This is a genomic window from Rhizobium sp. S163 (assembly GCF_030380805.1).
Lineage (GTDB): Bacteria > Pseudomonadota > Alphaproteobacteria > Rhizobiales > Rhizobiaceae > Rhizobium.
The window spans coordinates 680,641-696,547 of record NZ_JAUDSA010000003.1; the positions used below are offsets into that span (position 1 = coordinate 680,641).

At 60.8% G+C, this 15,907-nt stretch carries 16 protein-coding genes and 2 tRNA genes; 7 read left to right on the forward strand and 11 right to left on the reverse strand.

Going from position 1 to position 15,907, the window contains the following annotated elements:
- Nucleotides 1–182: 182 nt before the first annotated feature.
- Together QTL96_RS03610 and QTL96_RS03615 are read left to right on the forward strand one after the other, a co-directional pair.
- Nucleotides 183–1,763: an ATP-binding protein gene (locus QTL96_RS03610; protein ID WP_289726717.1), complete on the forward strand. Its 1,581-nt coding sequence runs from the start codon at nt 183–185 to the stop codon at nt 1,761–1,763.
- Nucleotides 1,764–1,921: 158 nt separating this feature from the next.
- The gene (locus QTL96_RS03615; protein ID WP_289726718.1) at nt 1,922–2,296 is read left to right on the forward strand and encodes a response regulator; all 375 of its coding nucleotides are present in this window, start codon (nt 1,922–1,924) and stop codon (nt 2,294–2,296) included.
- 80 nt (nt 2,297–2,376) lie between these two features.
- On the opposite strand, the gene msrA is transcribed toward QTL96_RS03615, so the two are convergent.
- Nucleotides 2,377–2,889 (reverse strand): peptide-methionine (S)-S-oxide reductase MsrA, encoded by a 513-nt coding sequence (gene msrA, locus QTL96_RS03620; RefSeq protein WP_289726719.1) that lies wholly within the window; start codon nt 2,887–2,889, stop codon nt 2,377–2,379.
- Between the two features lie 347 nt (nt 2,890–3,236).
- On the opposite strand from msrA, the gene QTL96_RS03625 reads away from it, so the two are divergent.
- Complete coding sequence (locus QTL96_RS03625; protein ID WP_113239598.1) at nt 3,237–3,461, forward strand: alkylphosphonate utilization protein; 225 nt, start codon at nt 3,237–3,239, stop codon at nt 3,459–3,461.
- 188 nt (nt 3,462–3,649) lie between these two features.
- On the opposite strand, the gene QTL96_RS03630 is transcribed toward QTL96_RS03625, so the two are convergent.
- Nucleotides 3,650–4,129: a DUF192 domain-containing protein gene (locus tag QTL96_RS03630; RefSeq protein ID WP_289726720.1), complete on the reverse strand. Its 480-nt coding sequence runs from the start codon at nt 4,127–4,129 to the stop codon at nt 3,650–3,652.
- A complete protein-coding gene (locus tag QTL96_RS03635; protein WP_018900358.1) occupies nt 4,129–4,707 on the reverse strand; it encodes a cold-shock protein in 579 nt (192 codons plus the stop codon). Before QTL96_RS03635 ends, QTL96_RS03630 begins: the two co-directional genes overlap by 1 nt.
- A 193-nt stretch (nt 4,708–4,900) precedes the next feature.
- Between QTL96_RS03635 and QTL96_RS03640 the strand changes: the two genes are divergently transcribed.
- The 3 genes from QTL96_RS03640 to QTL96_RS03650 all read left to right on the forward strand — a co-directional run bounded on the left by QTL96_RS03640 (nt 4,901) and on the right by QTL96_RS03650 (nt 6,845).
- Nucleotides 4,901–5,341, forward strand: coding sequence for a VOC family protein (locus QTL96_RS03640; RefSeq protein ID WP_018900357.1), 441 nt, complete (start codon nt 4,901–4,903; stop codon nt 5,339–5,341).
- A 155-nt stretch (nt 5,342–5,496) separates the two neighbouring features.
- Nucleotides 5,497–6,573 carry a D-Ala-D-Ala carboxypeptidase family metallohydrolase gene (locus QTL96_RS03645; RefSeq protein ID WP_289726721.1) on the forward strand — a complete coding sequence of 359 codons (1,077 nt, stop codon included), beginning with the start codon at nt 5,497–5,499 and terminating at the stop codon, nt 6,571–6,573.
- 197 nt (nt 6,574–6,770) lie between these two features.
- Nucleotides 6,771–6,845, forward strand: a tRNA-Glu gene (locus QTL96_RS03650).
- A 105-nt stretch (nt 6,846–6,950) separates the two neighbouring features.
- On the opposite strand, the gene QTL96_RS03655 is transcribed toward QTL96_RS03650, so the two are convergent.
- The 4 genes from QTL96_RS03655 to QTL96_RS03670 form a co-directional block, all read right to left on the reverse strand.
- Nucleotides 6,951–7,307 carry a cupin domain-containing protein gene (locus QTL96_RS03655; RefSeq protein ID WP_289726722.1) on the reverse strand — a complete coding sequence of 119 codons (357 nt, stop codon included), beginning with the start codon at nt 7,305–7,307 and terminating at the stop codon, nt 6,951–6,953.
- Nucleotides 7,308–7,476: 169 nt separating this feature from the next.
- Nucleotides 7,477–8,808, reverse strand: a complete 1,332-nt coding sequence (locus tag QTL96_RS03660; RefSeq protein ID WP_289726723.1) for an FAD-binding oxidoreductase — start codon at nt 8,806–8,808, stop codon at nt 7,477–7,479.
- Between the two features lie 164 nt (nt 8,809–8,972).
- Complete coding sequence (locus QTL96_RS03665) at nt 8,973–10,199, reverse strand: adenylate/guanylate cyclase domain-containing protein (protein WP_289726724.1); 1,227 nt, start codon at nt 10,197–10,199, stop codon at nt 8,973–8,975.
- 165 nt (nt 10,200–10,364) lie between these two features.
- On the reverse strand, nt 10,365–11,129 hold the full coding sequence (locus QTL96_RS03670; RefSeq protein WP_289726725.1) for a TIM barrel protein: 765 nt from the start codon (nt 11,127–11,129) through the stop codon (nt 10,365–10,367).
- 232 nt (nt 11,130–11,361) lie between these two features.
- Between QTL96_RS03670 and QTL96_RS03675 the strand changes: the two genes are divergently transcribed.
- Nucleotides 11,362–12,546 (forward strand): MFS transporter, encoded by a 1,185-nt coding sequence (locus tag QTL96_RS03675; RefSeq protein WP_289726726.1) that lies wholly within the window; start codon nt 11,362–11,364, stop codon nt 12,544–12,546.
- A gap of 282 nt (nt 12,547–12,828) precedes the next feature.
- Here the strand turns inward: QTL96_RS03675 and QTL96_RS03680 are convergent.
- The 4 genes from QTL96_RS03680 to QTL96_RS03695 all read right to left on the reverse strand — a co-directional run bounded on the left by QTL96_RS03680 (nt 12,829) and on the right by QTL96_RS03695 (nt 15,866).
- A tRNA-Lys gene (locus QTL96_RS03680) sits at nt 12,829–12,904 on the reverse strand.
- A 123-nt stretch (nt 12,905–13,027) separates the two neighbouring features.
- The gene (locus QTL96_RS03685; RefSeq protein ID WP_289726727.1) at nt 13,028–13,939 is read right to left on the reverse strand and encodes a PhzF family phenazine biosynthesis protein; all 912 of its coding nucleotides are present in this window, start codon (nt 13,937–13,939) and stop codon (nt 13,028–13,030) included.
- Between the two features lie 65 nt (nt 13,940–14,004).
- Complete coding sequence (locus QTL96_RS03690; RefSeq protein WP_289726728.1) at nt 14,005–14,745, reverse strand: NUDIX hydrolase; 741 nt, start codon at nt 14,743–14,745, stop codon at nt 14,005–14,007.
- 11 nt (nt 14,746–14,756) lie between these two features.
- Nucleotides 14,757–15,866, reverse strand: coding sequence for an endonuclease/exonuclease/phosphatase family protein (locus tag QTL96_RS03695; protein WP_289726729.1), 1,110 nt, complete (start codon nt 15,864–15,866; stop codon nt 14,757–14,759).
- Nucleotides 15,867–15,907 lie beyond the last annotated feature (41 nt).

Genomic DNA, 15,907 nt, shown 5'->3' on the forward strand with positions numbered 1-15,907 from the left:
CCCGGTCTGTCCTCGTCAAAGAACGACAGCCTCGTCCACACCACGCCGGCTCCAGCCGCAAATACGGTCAATTGCTTGAAACAGAAGGCAAAACCACCTTTTGCGTAAACGACACCTATGTATAGGTTAGAATGACGGCAGCGATCACTATCATGCGCGCCAAGGTAGATGGGGATCATATCATGAGTGCGGAGCAAGCCGGCGTGCTGTTCAATCAACGTGGCAGCCAGGGCCATCGCGTCACCGTAGCGCTGATCGCGGCATTTCTGATGGTGGCCGTCTTCACGATCGACACCTTCACCGAGATCGAAGGCGCGATTGCCGTGCTCTATGTCATCGTTCTTCTGCTTTCTTCGGAAGTCCTGACCCGCATGGGGCTGCTGCTGGCGCTGGCCAGCTGCATCTTCCTGACGATCCTGTCCTATTTCCTGACCCACGGACCGGACCCTGATCTGCAAACCTTCATCCGCCTGGCCGTGTCCCTGGCAGCGCTGACCATCACGATGGCGCTACTTTTGAGAAACGATGCCTTTCGCGCAGAGTTAATTGCCAGAAACGCAGAAATCCGCGAAAGCGAAGCCCGCTACCGCTCGATCTTCGACGGGGCCCGCGTGGCGCTCTGGGAGCGGGATTATTCGCAGCTGCGCACTCACCTGATGGGCTTGAAGGCGTCCGGCGTCTCCGATCTCGAAGAGCATGCCCGCCGGCATCCCAAAGTGATTGATGATTGCATCGGCTTGCTGCGTACCGTTGCGGCGAATGAAGCGGCCCGGGAGCTTCTGGGCACCACCTCTGCCGGCAAAGTGAGCAATTCCATGGTCCATTTCATCGCGGCCGGAGACCAAACGTTTCTGCACGTGATGAATGCCATTTTCAACGGCCAGTCCTATTTCGAAGGCAAAGGCACGATCACCACCGACAGCGGCGAAATCAAGCAGGTGCTTTTGAGCATCAGTTTTCCCGAAGACATCGCCGCCTTCAACCGCGTGGTCGTCGGCATGGTCGACATCACCCAGCGCGAAATGACGGAAGCCGCTCTGGTGGAGGCGCGCGCCGAATTCGCCAAGGCATCGAAAGCCGCCACCATCGGCGCCCTCTCAGCCTCGCTGGCGCATGAACTGAACCAGCCGCTCGGCGCCATCGCCGTCAACGCGCAGACGCTGCTCCGCTGGCTGGATCGCGACCCGCCGGATCTCTCGGCGATCCGCCGTTCCGCCGAACGCATCATTCGAGACGGCCAGCGCGCCAGCGACATCATCCACAACACCCGCAACCTCCTCACCCAGCAGGAAAGCAAGGCCGAGTGGATCGACCTCGCGACGCTGATCGAAGAAACCCACTCGCTGGTCGAGCACGACCTGAAACGCGACGGCATCACTGTCACCGTTCGCCCCGGTGCAGGTGTGCCGCGCGTCAAGAGCGTGCGGGTGGAAATCCAGCAGGTCATGATCAATCTCATGACCAACGCCATCCAGGCGATCAACGGCGCAAAATGCCCCGTTCGCGAGATCGTCGTCGAAATCCAGCCGGTCGATGGCATGGTCGGTGTGTCGGTGAAGGATAGCGGCCCCGGCATCAGCGCCGAGGCAATGGAGAAGCTCTTCACGCCCTTCTACACAACCAAGGCCTCGGGGCTTGGAATGGGCCTTTCGATCTGCCGAAGCACGCTGGAAAGCCGGGGCGGCAAGCTCGACGGCTTCAATCATCCCGATGGCGGCGCAGTGTTCAAGATGACCTTGCCGATCGAGGATCCGCATCTGTGACCGGTTGTACGCTTGGGCAACGCTCGGCGCAGGTGAGCAACCTAGACCCATGTATGATACCGTTTCGGAGCGTCGGGGCGCATATTGGCAAAAACAAGCAAGCATTCCCGAGTCCGGAATAGCCAAGTCCGGCAATACCACGTCAAGGTCACCCCCACTTGCCCCAAATTTCCACCATCGCCATCGTCGACGACGACCAAGCCATCCGGGAGGCGCTCGACGATCTCGTCCTGTCCTGCGGCTACCGGAGCCTGCTGTTCGCTAACGCCGAGGAGTTTCTGGCATACCAAGATCGCGCCGCGATCGACTGTATGCTCCTCGACGTCTCCATGCCCGGACTAAGCGGCATCGAACTGCAAGCCGAACTGAACAAGGCGCCGCCTAGACCGCCGATCATCTTCATGACCTCCTATCGCGACGAGCGAACCCGGTCGGCAGCACTCGACGGCGGCGCCTTCGCCGTTCTCGGCAAGCCTGTCGATATCAAGCATCTGCTCGCCTGTCTCGAATCGGCACTTCAACAACGGAACTGACCGAGGCGGCAGTGTCCGCGCGCCCCCGAACGCAAAACGCCAGGTCTCTCGACCTGGCGCCATGAAGAAGTGGCTCTCGTTCAAGCCGCGGAAGATTGCCGCTTCGGCAGCTTCCAGCCTGGACGGACGAAGTGGCAGGTATAGCCATTCGGAATCCGTTCCAGATAGTCCTGATGCTCCGGCTCGGCCTCCCAGAAATCGCTGACTGGCGCGAGCTCGGTCACAACCTTGCCAGGCCACAGGCCGGATGCGTCCACATCGGCGATCGTGTCTTCGGCAATGCGCTTCTGCTCGTCATTGGCGTAGAAGATGGCCGAACGGTAGCTGGGCCCGAGATCGTTGCCCTGGCGATTGGGCGTCGACGGATCGTGGATCTGGAAGAAGAACTCCAGAATGTCGCGATAGCTGGTCTTTTCGGGATCGAAGAGGATTTCGATCGCCTCGGCGTGGTTGCCGTGATTGCGATAGGTCGCATTGGCGACCTCGCCGCCGGTATAACCCACGCGCGTCGTCTCGACACCCGGCATACGCCTGATCAGATCCTGCATCCCCCAGAAACAACCGCCTGCAAGCACTGCGCGTTCGATAGTCATCGAATATCTCCATTCCCTGAGGTTCGTTACGGAATTTTCGTCGGGCTTTTACGCCCATCCTGCCCGAGCCACCTGCAAGGCAACTCGCCGCGTGCGCTACAGATAGGGATTCCGCGCGATCTTTGCCAGTGCAACATGATCAGGCTCGCGATGCTGCCAAATCAGCGATCTGTCATGAGCGGCCGTCTGCAACCAATTGATTTTACTTTGACGCCTTCAGCCACTACGGAAGCATCAGTGATTGCGTGACGCTGGCGATAACCCAAGGTGATCTACATCACCTTACGGAAACCGCCGGCGCCACATATCATTCATATCCACCAAGCAATTTGAAACACGAGATCAAAATGACCGACGAACCAATTGTAAGAGACAGCAACGGCGCAGAGCTTCACGACGGCGATTCCGTCACGCTCATCAAGGACCTGAAGGTCAAGGGCACATCGGAAACCATCAAGCGCGGGACGCTGGTGAAGAACATCCGCCTCAACGGAAACCCCGGTGAAGTGGAATGCAACACCAAGCAGGTCAAAGGCCTGGTACTGAAGACGGAGTTCCTCAAAAAGGCGTAGGCAGCAGTGATATGTGTGCCGGATCGCAACGTTTGATGCAGATCAAGGTGACAACAAATCGCGGCGCTATTGTAGCCACATGAGCTTCTTGCACGTCGCTCATAACCGTACAACTTGGCTCGTCCTGGCGATACCGCTGGACGAGCCTTTTTTATGCGGGAATCGAAGAACCGGGAGCCGACCTGAGGCTATTTGTACTTGGTGATCGTCGGGCTGGTGACGCGGTCGCCCGCCTTAAGGCCGAGCTTGGCCGCAGCACCCGCATTAAGCTCGATCACGTACTTCACCGGGCTCACCGAATCGATGATGTCGCGGGAATAAGGCACCGCATTCTGCTTGACGCCGCGGACGATACCCGCCCGATCGACAAACAGCATGTCGAGCGGCAGAACCGTGTTTTCCATCCACATCTGCACACGCTTCGACGCGCCGAAGTCGAAGATCATGCCCGCGTCGGCAGCCATGTCCTGTCGATACATCAGCCCGCGCTGGCGTTGTTCGTTAGTATCGGCAATCTCGACGGTAAAGTTGTACTTCTGTCCTGCCGTCGTCTCGATGACCAGCGGCTCCTTGTCGAACTTGACGACGGACTGGGCGAACGTCGGCAGCGCCAGCATGAAAAAAAGCGCCAAAAAGGCGCTTCTGATCCGGTGCGAAACCATGTTCATCAATGCGCCCGGCTCACAGGGGTCGGCGCATCCGGATGGATTTCGGCAGCCATCAGGCCCTTGTCGCCATCGCCGAAGCGAACGAGCACAACCTGGCCGGGACGAAGCTCGGTAAGCCCGAAGCGACGCAGCGTCTCCATATGCACAAAAATATCCTCGGTTCCCTCGCCGCGCGTCAGGAAGCCGAAGCCCTTGGTGCGGTTGAACCACTTGACCAGCGCGCGCTCCAGGCCGCTCGTCGCCGTGACCTGCACATGCGTGCGCACCGGCGGCAACTGCGACGGATGAACCGCCGTCGACTGGTCCATGGAGAGGATCTTGAAGGCCTGATAACCACGATCGCGGCGCTGGATGAGCGCGACGATGCGCGTGCCTTCGAGGATGGTCTGGTAACCGTCGCGGCGCAGGCAGGTCACGTGCAGAAGGACGTCCTGCATGCCGTTATCTGGAACGATGAAACCGAAGCCTTTCGCGACGTCGAACCACTTCACGACACCGGTGATTTCGATGAGGTCAACCGCATCGCCCGCGAGTTGTTCGAGGTCAGTGAATTCCGTCGATGAAATCCTGTCAGCCATTTCGCCAGCCCCTCAATACGCGTCACACTGTTACGGTTAACTGATTCTTGAGATCAAGATTAACATGTTGGTAACGGATTAGCGCAAGCCCTACTTTTCGTTTATTCGCAGCCGCCAATCTTACCCCCTAGTCTTGCCTGAACCTGACGTTCCGCCGCATAAGGGGCGCGCCAGCATTTAAAGAGGAAACAGAATGCGTTATCTCCACACCATGGTCCGCGTGAAGGATCTCGATGCATCGCTCCATTTCTACGCGACCCTCTTCGGGCTCGAAGAAACCCGCCGCATCGACAACGAGAAGGGCCGCTTCACCCTCGTGTTCCTGGCAGCCCCCGGCGACAAGGCCGACGCCACCGCCAAGGGCGCCCCATGCCTGGAACTGACCTATAACTGGGACCCCGAGGACTACACCGGCGGCCGCAACTTCGGCCACCTCGCCTATGAGGTCGACGACATCTACGCGACCTGCCAGAAGCTGATGGACAACGGCATCACCATCAACCGCCCGCCGCGCGACGGACACATGGCATTCGTGCGCTCTCCCGATGGAATCTCGATCGAGATTCTGCAGAAGGGCGGCAGCCTCGAAGCGGCCGAACCATGGGCATCGATGGGCAACACCGGCGCCTGGTAAGCCGAGGCTTTTGCGAGGCTTGCGGCTTTTTCGATTTCCGGCCACTGCGTCCGGATCGTCCTTGCCGCACAACTTTGCTGCGGGCACTCTCCGGATGACTCGAGGGGAAACGTGCGTTTTGCACACCCCTCGCCTTCATTTTGGAGAATGCTCGCTTGCTCGCTGTTGAAAAGCGCACGCCCATCAAGGCGGCACTTCTGATCGCCGCCTCCGCCTTGGCGCTGTCGGGCTGCGTGTCCGACAAGCCCGCCGTCGATGCGCTCGCATCCGCAGCCGCCGAACCCGCGCCCGCGCAGGATCAGCAGACGGCCGCAAACGCTGCCCCAACGGCGGCTGGCGCCCAACAGGCCGGCTACCGCGACCCCAGGATGACCAACGTCTCCGGGATGGCCAATGCTCCTGGCACGCAAGCCGCCAATCTGGCACAAGCGCCCGGCCAGCCGGCATCTGCAGCGCCGGAAGCCATGGCTCCCGCCAATATCGGCGGCCTAGCCATGCAATCGACCGGCATCAACGCCCAGGCAATGAGCATCTTCTCCGTCAAGCCGAAGATTCAGAACAACCCGACCTCGACCACATTGCAGCCCTCGACCGGCGTCGGCGCAACCCGCTCCAGCGTCTATTCGAGCCAGCTCCCGGTCGAGGAGACGCCGCAGCCGCAATCACTTCAGCCGCAGCAATCCTCGCAGAACACCAGCACCAGGATCGATCCGGTGCAGACCGCCTCGCTGGCGACAAGCTCTCTCCCCGGCCAGAGCATGAATGCGCTCTACGCCGCGCCGAAGCAGAACCTCCTCACCAGCCTCTCCGGCCTCATCAAGAAGGCGTCGCTCCCCGGCATGACTCGCGTCGCGCCGAACGGATTGCATCTGCAGAACGACAAGGTCGAGGTCGGCTGCTTCAAACCGAACCTTCTCAAGGTGATCAAGACGGTCGAGACCCATTTCGGCAAGCCCGTGATCGTCACGTCGGGTTACCGCGATCCCGAACACAACCGCATGGTCGGCGGAGCCGAGGAATCGATGCACATGAGCTGCGATGCGGCCGACATCCAGATCGACGGCGTCTCCAAATGGGATATCGCCAGCTATATCAGGTCGCTGCCCGACCGCGGCGGCGTCGGCACCTATTGCCACACCGATTCCATCCACCTCGACACCGGCCGCAACCGCGACTGGAACTGGGGCTGCGGCGGCCGACAGCCATCCGCGACCGTGGCGCGCGCGCTCTGATATCAGGCCTACTCCCCTCACCGCCGTCCGCTGTCTTTCCCGGCAACGGAGAGCGTTCGCGTTTAGACGTTTGATTTCAAGACAATACGCCCGTTTTTCCACACGCCGGTATTTCTTGTCATTTTTTTGCAAAAAATCACTTCTAGCCGCTTGCGGGAATCCAAGTGCCTGATTATAAGGGCGCCACCACGAAGGAAGCGCCCTTCGTCTATCGGTTAGGACACCAGATTTTCATTCTGGGAAGAGGGGTTCGACTCCCCTAGGGCGTGCCATCGTGGTTGATTTCATTACATTTTCTTGAGTTTTGCCCGAGTAATGCCGCAATGATCTTGCGCGCTCGGCGCTGACGCCATTCGACGCACTGACGTCACCATATCTCAGATGCGCGGCTTGGGTGCCGGCTCACGATCGGAATCGCCGGAGTTTGGCTCTCCCTTGGGCTCGATCAAGAGAACCTTGACTTCGTTCCTGGCTCGGGGGCGATGAACGATCCCCCTGGGCACGACGAACAACTCGCCGGCCTTGATCGTGCGAGGCGGCTCCCCTTCGATATCCATCTCCATTTCACCTTCCAGCACGTAGAAAAAGTCATCTGTCGTGTCGTGCTTGTGAAAAGGGTATTCGCCGATGAACTTGACGACCATCACGTCATTTTCGTTGTAGTCGGCGATGACGTGCGGATCCCAGTGACTTGAAAACTGGCTCAACTTCTTATCGAGATTGACTGTCTGCATCTGCATTTCCTCATTCCATTCCGTCATTGTCCGCGATCGAGACGATGATCTCTTCGCGACATCTGCCGTGGATGTGTCACACGGGAATGGAAGCCGCGTCTTGAACGATTGTGCAAACTCAGGCGCAATGTCTGCGTGTGGCGTGACGCGACCAAAAGCCGATTAGCAATCAAACCCCGCTAATCAACTCGATCTTCGACCCATCGCTGAACCGCAACAGCCGGAACGCCTTGGGATCGACGATCGGCGGCCTGCCCGTGACAATATCGGCCATCAGCCGCCCGGCGGCTGGCGCGATGCCGAAGCCGTGGCCGGAAAAGCCGGTCGCGATGTGAAAGCCCGGAATGGCCTCGACTTCGGAAATGACGGGCACCGCATCGGGCGTCACGTCGATATAGCCCGCCCAGCGCTGCGCGATCTCGGCCTTCTCGAACACGGGAAACGCGGCCTTCAGTTCCGCCAGCGCCTTGTCCTGCTTGCGTCTGGATGGGACGGGATCGAGCACCCTGTTATATTCGAAGGGGCTCGCCTCATCGAGCAACCACTGGCGCGGGATCCGGGCTTCGTCGAGGAAGCGCAGGCCGAGCCGGAAGGAGAGCGCCTTCCACTCGGAGCGCAGCGCCGGCAGAAAATCCATGGCGTGGCGAAACGACGCCGGCACGATATCGACGATATTGTCGTAGCCCGACGCCACCGTATATCCGCCGTCCTGGCGCTTGCGGATGGCGAAGTCGTTGGCCCAGATCGTCTGCTCCGGCCCGCCCTCGAGCGGCTTGGTTCTGAGAACGCTGTTCATCACCTTCAGCTGCGGAAGATCAATCCCGAAGCGGCCCGAAAACAGGCTGGACCATGCCCCACCGGCGAGAACCACGGCCTGGCAGGCGATTGGCCCGCGTTCCGTCACCACGCCGCAGACAGCGCCCGCAGCCAGCTCGATCCCGCGCACCGCGCAGGACGTGAGGATGGTGGCGCCCTTATCGCGCGCCGCTTCGGCAATCGCGGGTGCCGCCTTCTGCGGCTCGGCGCGGCCGTCGGCGGGTGTATAGAGCGCGCCGGCCATCGGTAGCTTGGAGCCGGGAAAGAGATCGCCGAACTCGCGCGCGCTCAGCATCCTGGTGTCGATCTGATAGTCGCGGAGATTGGCGCGCCAGCGGTCGTGATCCGACAGCTCCTTCTCGTTGCCGCAGGTAAAGATAATGCCGGCGCGCTTGAAGCCGGTATCGCGGCCCGTGCGGGCGTCGAGATTATCCCATATGCGCAGCGCTTCGGCCATCAGCGGCACCTCGCGCGGATCGCGCATCGAGATGCGCACCCAGCCCCAGTTGCGGCTCGACTGCTCCTGCCCGATGCCGCCCTTCTCGCACAACACGACCTTCAGCCCACGCTCGGCGAGCTCCAGCGCCGTCGAGCACCCGACGATCCCGCCGCCGATCACCACGACATCGCAGGCATCGGGAAGCGTTTCATCGCCGTGAACGGGAACGACATAGGGACCGGGCATAGAAGATCTCGCGGATAGTGGTTCGTATCGCGAAGTGGTCTAGCGCCCGCGACACGCGCTAGAAACAGCAAATCCGCCACAAGTGCGAATTTGCCGCGGATAAGAACAACTTGCGACGATCGCGGGGCCGAACAACGCCCGCCGCGACCGCCAAAAGCACTCGGCTATTTCAATGGAAACGCAAACACGTCGACCGGCTCGCCAAGTCCACGCAGCGGAAACGCGCCGAGGCTATCCATCTCGTCTTCCTGCCCCGCCATCTCCACGAACGCCCGGGACAAAAGCACCGGCCGCTTGATCTCCTTGGTCAGGCTTTCCAGCCGCGAAGCGACATTCACCGCCGGGCCGATCACGGTAAAATCGAGCCGCCGGCGCGATCCGATATTGCCGTACATCACCTCTCCGACGTGCACGCCGATGCCGTAGCGAAGAACCTCGCGCCCCTTGCGCTTGTTCTCGGCGTTGAGCTCGACCATCAACGCCTCGGCGGTCTTGATCGCCTGCAACAGGTTTTCGCAAGCCTGAGGATTGCTGAGCGGGAAGATCGCCAGCATGCCGTCGCCCATGAATTTCAAAATTTCGCCGCCATGCTTCTCGATCGGCTCCGACATCGCGTCGAAATAGCCGTTGAGGAGTTCGATCACGTCGTCGCGCGGCCAATGGTCGGAAATCGTGGTGAAATCGCGCAGATCACAGATCAGGATCGCGGCTTCCACCGTGGCGCCGCTGCCGCGCGTGGTCGCGCCGGCCAGAATCTGCTCGCTGGCATGCGGGCCAACATAGGTCTGCAACAGCGTGCGCGCCATGATGTTCTTCAGCCGGATCTCGGTCACCAGCGTCAGCGCCGGCAGCAGGTCCTTCAGATAATTAACATGCTCTTCCAGGAAGCCGCCGGGACGATCGCTGGCGAAGGTTACGATGTGCCGCTTGCCCAGCGTATGCTCCATCGGCCAGGCAATGTACTCCGTCACACCCTCGCGCTTCAGGTCGTCGTAAAACTCGGCATGCCCATCGCCGGGGCGCAGCGCCTCGATAGCCTTGCGCACCTCTGTCGCACCACTGAAGATCTCGTTAACGGGGCTTCGCAGGAACTCAGGCGTGGTTTCGATGCCGTAGTCGAAGGTGGTGATCTTCGCCTCTGTCATCCCGGTCTTCCAGAGAATCCGCGCGCCCAGCCATTGCGGATGATGCGTTCTGAAATGCATCGTCGCGCGGCTGACGGGAATGCCCTCGTCGCGCAGCCGGTCGCAGAGCTGGACCAGAAGATTGTCGATATAGCGTTCGTTGCGCGTCTCGTTGACCAGCCAGTCGAGGCTGGCTGTCCTCTGCCTCGGCCACTGGCCAACGCTCAGCTCTGAAGGCTGTGGAGCCGGGTTTGATTGAAATTGCATCGCCCTACACTCCGCGAGATCCCGCGGCCTTCTCAACATCAAAACAAAAAATCATTCCTACGCCAGCTAAATGGGGTGGCCGGTCGTGGAATGGAATGCCTTATCGGCAACAGCTAACGGAAAAAGTTTCGGCGAGCCCGGCGTTTGGGACAACCGACGTTCTGATCAGCCAAGCAGCAGCCGTGTCTGCTCGATGGTTTGCGCGCTTGGCTGTGTCGGCCGGTACTCCAGCCCCAGGTAGCCGCCATAGCCCTGAGCCACGAGCCAGTCGGCGCGCGCCTTCAGGTCGATCGAGCCGCTCCCTGGCTCGTTGCGGCCGGGGTGATCGGCGATATGGACATGGAAGACCTTGTCGATATCGCCGCCGACTACTGTGGCCGTATCCTCGCCCATGACGGCCGAGTGGTAGATATCGTAGATGATCCCGATCTCCGGCCTGCCCGTCTCCTTGATGATATCGAGCCCCTCCCGCGTCGATTCCAGGAAGTAGCCGACATGGTCGATCAGCGTGTTCAAAGGCTCGACGCCGAGCCGAACGCCGCTGTCATCAAGCACTTCGCCGGCCCGGCTCAGCGTTTCGATGAGCGCCGCCCGCTGCTCCTCGCGGGTCTTACCGGCGAGATCGTCGCCGGCCTGCGCGATCAGCGTCTTTGCGCCAAGCCGCCGCGCGACCTCGATCGTCCGCTTCAGCCCCTCGAGAAATGCCGCCTGGTTGGCGCGGTCCGTGAGTGGGATCATCGGCTCAGCCACGAAGCTTGCAAGCTCGATGCCGGTCTCGTTCAAGGCCCATTCGATGCTGCCGACATCCTTGTTCGTCCAGCGCCAGAACTCGACGGCCTCGACACCATGGCGGTGCGCCAGCCTGATACGATCGGCAAAGGTCTCGGCTTCATCGGCGAAAAGCCATTCGGTACAGGCAGAAAGCTTCATGACATCTCACTTCGTTTCAGCAAGGCAGACGGCGCGATCCGAGCCACTCGCCCGGACTTTAAGCGCCCCAAACCATCCGCGCCAGCATTAGACTCAGCATCGCTACATTACAAACCACCGCGATAGTTTTCATGCAAAATACACGCATCATGTTTATTTTTGATTGTGTCGGCGAAATCCCAAACTAGGATATTGCCAGCGCCGATCTGCGCATACCCACCTGGAGACACCAATGCAGCTCGCGCCGCAGCACCGAATCTATGTCTGTTTCTTCCTTTTCGCCGTATCGATGGGCGCCTTGCTTGCCCGCATGCCGGACCTGCAACTGGCGCTCGGCGTCGATCGCTCGGAACTGGGCCTGACGCTGATCGGCGCGGCCGTGGGTGCGCTGACGGCGCTGACCTTCGCCTCCCCCATCATCGAGCGCCTGGGCGCCCGCACGACGGCCTTCATCACCGTGCTCGGCACATCGGCGCTGATCGCGACGGTGCCATGGATGGCAAGCGCGCCTCTCGTGTTCTGCATTCTCATTCTCGAGGGCTTGCTGGCCGGCTCGCTGGAAATCAACCTCAATGTCGAGATCGACCGTATCGAGGCGCAGCTCGGTCGCGGCGTGATGAACCGTGCGCACGGCTTCTGGAGCCTCGGCTTCTTCCTCACGGCACTTGCCGCGTCGGGCATTCGCCAGGCAGGCGTGCCGATGCATATCCATCTTGGTGTCACCTTCGCCTTCGTGCTCATCGTCGGCACCTGGGTCATCTCGGGCATGCGCAATGCACCCGCGCGCGTCACCCACCATGAGGAAGCGAAAGCGCCGTTGATCGCGCTACCAACGGCAGGCCTGCTGCCGCTCTGCGGCATCGGCATCGCCGCCTTCCTGATCGAGGGCGCGGGCATCGACTGGTCTGCGATCTACATGCGCGACGTCTTCAATTCCGAACCCTTCATCGGCGGGCTGGGCCTCACCTCGTTCACCTTCTTCATGGCCGCCGCCCGCCTGCTGGTCGACCCACAGGTCGATCGTTTTGGCGCACGCGCCGTGGCGACCATTCTGCTGGTGCTGGCGGCGGCCGGCGTCATCGCTGTCTGGGCGGCACCGCATCCCTTCGTGGCATTGCTCGGCTTTGGCCTCATGGGCGCCGGCTGCAGCGCCGTCTATCCGCTCAGCGTGTCAGCCGCCGCGCAGCGCACCGATCGCCCGTCACACGTCAACGTCGCGGCCGTAGCGCAGATGTCCTTCGTGGTCTTCTTCCTGGCACCGCCGCTGCTCGGCTTCATCGCCGACCACGCGGGCATGCGCATCGCCTACCTCATCTGCCTGCCGCTGATCATCTACGCGCTGCTGTCGATCAAGTCGCTGCCCAGCCGCAGACGTGCCGACCAGCCGACCGATGCGAGCGCCGGAAGCGCGGCCTGAATAACGACGGCAAACTCGGAAAAGGAATTTTCGCGACCGCCGATGGCGTTCGCGAGAGAACAGCGAATCGCTGAGCCGGCAAATCATGCACTGCGCAAAAAAATCCCGATTCGGATCGGTCCGGAACATGCTTTTCAGCATGACTGGCACACGCGCGACCGTTGTGATTCGCGCGATTGAAAGAAGATCAAAAACCGTTGGATAAAGTGCAGGCCCCGCCTTCCCGGCGGCACTCGCCGAAGCGAGTGTTGCATCTGCAATACTTTGATTTCTTTGAAGAAATGGTGGGTGATGTAGGGCTCGAACCTACGACCCGCTGATTAAGAGTCAGCTGCTCTACCAACTGAGCTAATCACCCGTCCGCGCTGTGTTGCGTGGTGTGAGAGGGCGTATAAACAGGATCGTTCGGCTTGTCTAGCGCCCTTCCGAAAATTCTTTCAACAAACGCGATTTTTTTGTGCGTTGCCGAAATCCAATGAAATCAAAGGTCCAGCGTACCGGTTGCAAGCCGCACCGCCTGGCCGCCGATCCGGGCGTTCGAAATCGCCCCGCCTTCGATATCCATATGCAGGTGGATAAAGGACGGACGGCCCATCTCCACGCCCTGCTCGATCATGACGTCGTGATGACCATCCGGAAGCCGGTCGAAATGATGGATCGCACCTGACAGTGCCGCTGCAGCCGATCCCGTTGCCGGGTCCTCGACGATCCCCATCCCGCTCGCAAACATCCGCGTATGGAACTTCGCGACGTGGTTCACACCACCGCGACAATAGATGTAGGCGGATGCCAGCGCCCCATCAACGAAGGGCACCGTCGCCTCCCAAAGCTGCGGATCGAAATCCAGCCGCTCGGCCACGCCGATATCGCGTACGGGAATAAGCAAAAACGGCACACCGGCCGTCCACAGCGAGGGAACGTGATTCTCGAAGCCGATCTCGCTCGTCTTCAGCGACAGCGCCTTGCCGATGCCGATTCTATCGAGCGGCATGGTGATCTGCTGCGATTTGCGCGGCAGGTCGAATTCCGCGAAGCTCGCCTCGCCCTCGTTCAGCCGCACCGCGCAGCGCACCGGGCCGACGTTTTCTTCCAGCACAGAGACAAGATCGATGGTCGCGCCGCCATGGATGCGTTCCGCGAGCGCGATCGCCGTTCCAACCGTCGGATGCCCGGCGAAGGGAAGTTCCCGGCCCGGCGTGAAAATGCGGATCTTGGCGACATGGGCGGGATTGCCGGATGCCTGCACGAAGACCGTTTCGGAAAGGTTCAGTTCCTTGGCGATGGATTGCATCGCCTCATCGCTCAGATCGTCGCCATCGAAGATGACCGCCAGCGGGTTGCCCGTCAGCTTGCGATTGGTGAATACGTCATAGACGCTGTAGCTGCGCGCCACATCGGCCTCCTTGTATCGATCCTCGTGTCGCCAACCTGCCCGACCGCTTGAGCGAGCGCAAGGCGTTAGGTGAGCGAAGACTTATGGAAGTACCAGTCGATGACGGGCAGCATCGCGAAGTTATAGGAATAGGCCTCTGGATCCGCCGAGCGGATGGCAACGGCGCCCGCGATTTCCTTGTCGTCGGCAACCAGCATGTGGGCGTGGATCCGCTCGACGATCTCATCGGCCGTCAGGTCGAATCGGAACATCCTGAGCACGGTGACCGTGCGCCGATGATAGGTCGCGAAATATCCGTCGCCGGCCTGCGCATCACGCAGATCGAAACCCGTCTCCTCCAGCACCTCGCGGCGCATGTTGTGCTCAAGGTCACAGCGCCCATCGACCGTGTCTTCAGGTTCCAGCGAACCGGCCGCGAAATAGACCTGCCCGGGATTGGCCGTATGCGCCCCCATGCGGATCGCCACCAGCGCTCCATCGCTGCTTTCGATGACGGGATAGGCGAAGAGATGGATGCCGCCCTGCCGCTCCGGCTGCCGCCGCCAATACATGAAGGTCGAGAAGGGAATCATGTGCCCCTCGCCCGCAAGCCCCTCGCTTGTCAGCGCCAGCCGCTTCTGGAAAATCATCCGGCCATCGAAAAGATGCGAATTGGCGGCCGTCTCGCTGACCCAGTTCTCGGCGATCGCCTCGTGGTTGGCGCTATAGAACGGATGGTCGCCCGCTAGAACCCTGAGATCGACGCCCGCGATCGGAAACACCGTGCGCGGCTCTGGCCAGCCGGCGAAATCCTCTGAAAAATCCATCTCAAATCCATTCATGTCAAATCGAGTTCCATGACAACTGGGCAATGATCCGACGCCTTCGGCCGATCCCAGCCGGTGCGGGGATAGCGCTCGACCTCCTGGCCCGGCGGAAACACCGTGCGAAAGGGTTGGCCGTTGCGAATGATCTCCGGCAGGCGCCCGGTATTGGTCTTAGCCAGCGCCGGCGACAGCCAGATGTAATCGAGCTGGCACAGCCACTGCTCTTCCGGCCCGCGCGCGTGATAGAGCGTCCAGCGGTCGAGAGGATCACGGCGGCGCACGACGTTTTCCGCGAATCCATCGCGGCTGAACTCGTCGAGCGCACTCTCGCTCTCATCCTGATGTTTGAACGAATAGCCCGTCCGCCGCCGCCCGATCACGTCGACACGCTCCTGATAGTCGTTCATGTCGCCGCAAATGACGAAGCGCTTGCCATCGGTGTTACCGGCTCCGAATCGATTCTCGATAATCCCCCGTACCGCCTTCGCCTCGGCCCTGCGAACCGGCATCGTGTAGCGCCGACCATCGACGCCCTCGCGCGGCCCGCCCATCGACTTGAAGTGCACGACATAGAGCGTCACCGGCACGCCGCCGATCCTGAGATCGAGCTCCAGGCAGTCGCGCTTGAAGATCTTGTCGTCGAGATGCGCGTGCTCCGCGAGGTCGTCGTTGAAGAGATCAAGATCGCGATAGGTGGTCATCGCATGGCTCTTGATCTCGACGAGCTCGATCTTCTGCCCGTCGCGTGTCTCCTCGCGCATGAGGACCGCGACGTCGATGCCGCGGCTGTCATTGCCCTCGACCAGATATTTCTGCCGGTAGCCATTGCCGACCATGCGGAACAGATAGCCGTATTCGAAGGCCTGCAGCGCCTCCATGTTGTCGATCTCCTGCAGGCAGAGGATATCGGCATCCGCATCGGCGATCGCCAGCGCCGTCATCTGCCGGGTATCATCAGTGGACGCGATCGCCCGCGCCTGCTCCAGCTGCTGGTAGACGCCCTCGTTGTGGACCTCAAAGAGCTTGATCACCCGGTCCTGGCGCAGCTGGTTTCGAAATCCGGTGAAGTCGAACCGCGTCATGAGGTTTTCGACGTTGAAGGTGGCAATGCGTAAAGACATCAGGCACTTCCGGTTGGCTTTGCGCCAACACTAGAGAGCAA

Excerpts from the sequence above, each read along its gene's own strand:
- QTL96_RS03610 (WP_289726717.1), top strand. The coding sequence starts at position 183 with ATGAGTGCGGAGCAAGCCGGCGTGCTGTTCAATCAACGTGGCAGCCAG.
- msrA (WP_289726719.1), bottom strand. The coding sequence starts at position 2,889 with ATGACTATCGAACGCGCAGTGCTTGCAGGCGGTTGTTTCTGGGGGATG.
- QTL96_RS03625 (WP_113239598.1), top strand. The coding sequence starts at position 3,237 with ATGACCGACGAACCAATTGTAAGAGACAGCAACGGCGCAGAGCTTCAC.
- QTL96_RS03630 (WP_289726720.1), bottom strand. The coding sequence starts at position 4,129 with ATGAACATGGTTTCGCACCGGATCAGAAGCGCCTTTTTGGCGCTTTTT.
- QTL96_RS03635 (WP_018900358.1), bottom strand. The coding sequence starts at position 4,707 with ATGGCTGACAGGATTTCATCGACGGAATTCACTGACCTCGAACAACTC.
- QTL96_RS03640 (WP_018900357.1), top strand. The coding sequence starts at position 4,901 with ATGCGTTATCTCCACACCATGGTCCGCGTGAAGGATCTCGATGCATCG.
- QTL96_RS03655 (WP_289726722.1), bottom strand. The coding sequence starts at position 7,307 with ATGCAGACAGTCAATCTCGATAAGAAGTTGAGCCAGTTTTCAAGTCAC.
- QTL96_RS03660 (WP_289726723.1), bottom strand. The coding sequence starts at position 8,808 with ATGCCCGGTCCCTATGTCGTTCCCGTTCACGGCGATGAAACGCTTCCC.
- QTL96_RS03665 (WP_289726724.1), bottom strand. The coding sequence starts at position 10,199 with ATGCAATTTCAATCAAACCCGGCTCCACAGCCTTCAGAGCTGAGCGTT.
- QTL96_RS03670 (WP_289726725.1), bottom strand. The coding sequence starts at position 11,129 with ATGAAGCTTTCTGCCTGTACCGAATGGCTTTTCGCCGATGAAGCCGAG.
- QTL96_RS03675 (WP_289726726.1), top strand. The coding sequence starts at position 11,362 with ATGCAGCTCGCGCCGCAGCACCGAATCTATGTCTGTTTCTTCCTTTTC.
- QTL96_RS03690 (WP_289726728.1), bottom strand. The coding sequence starts at position 14,745 with ATGGATTTTTCAGAGGATTTCGCCGGCTGGCCAGAGCCGCGCACGGTG.
- QTL96_RS03695 (WP_289726729.1), bottom strand. The coding sequence starts at position 15,866 with ATGTCTTTACGCATTGCCACCTTCAACGTCGAAAACCTCATGACGCGG.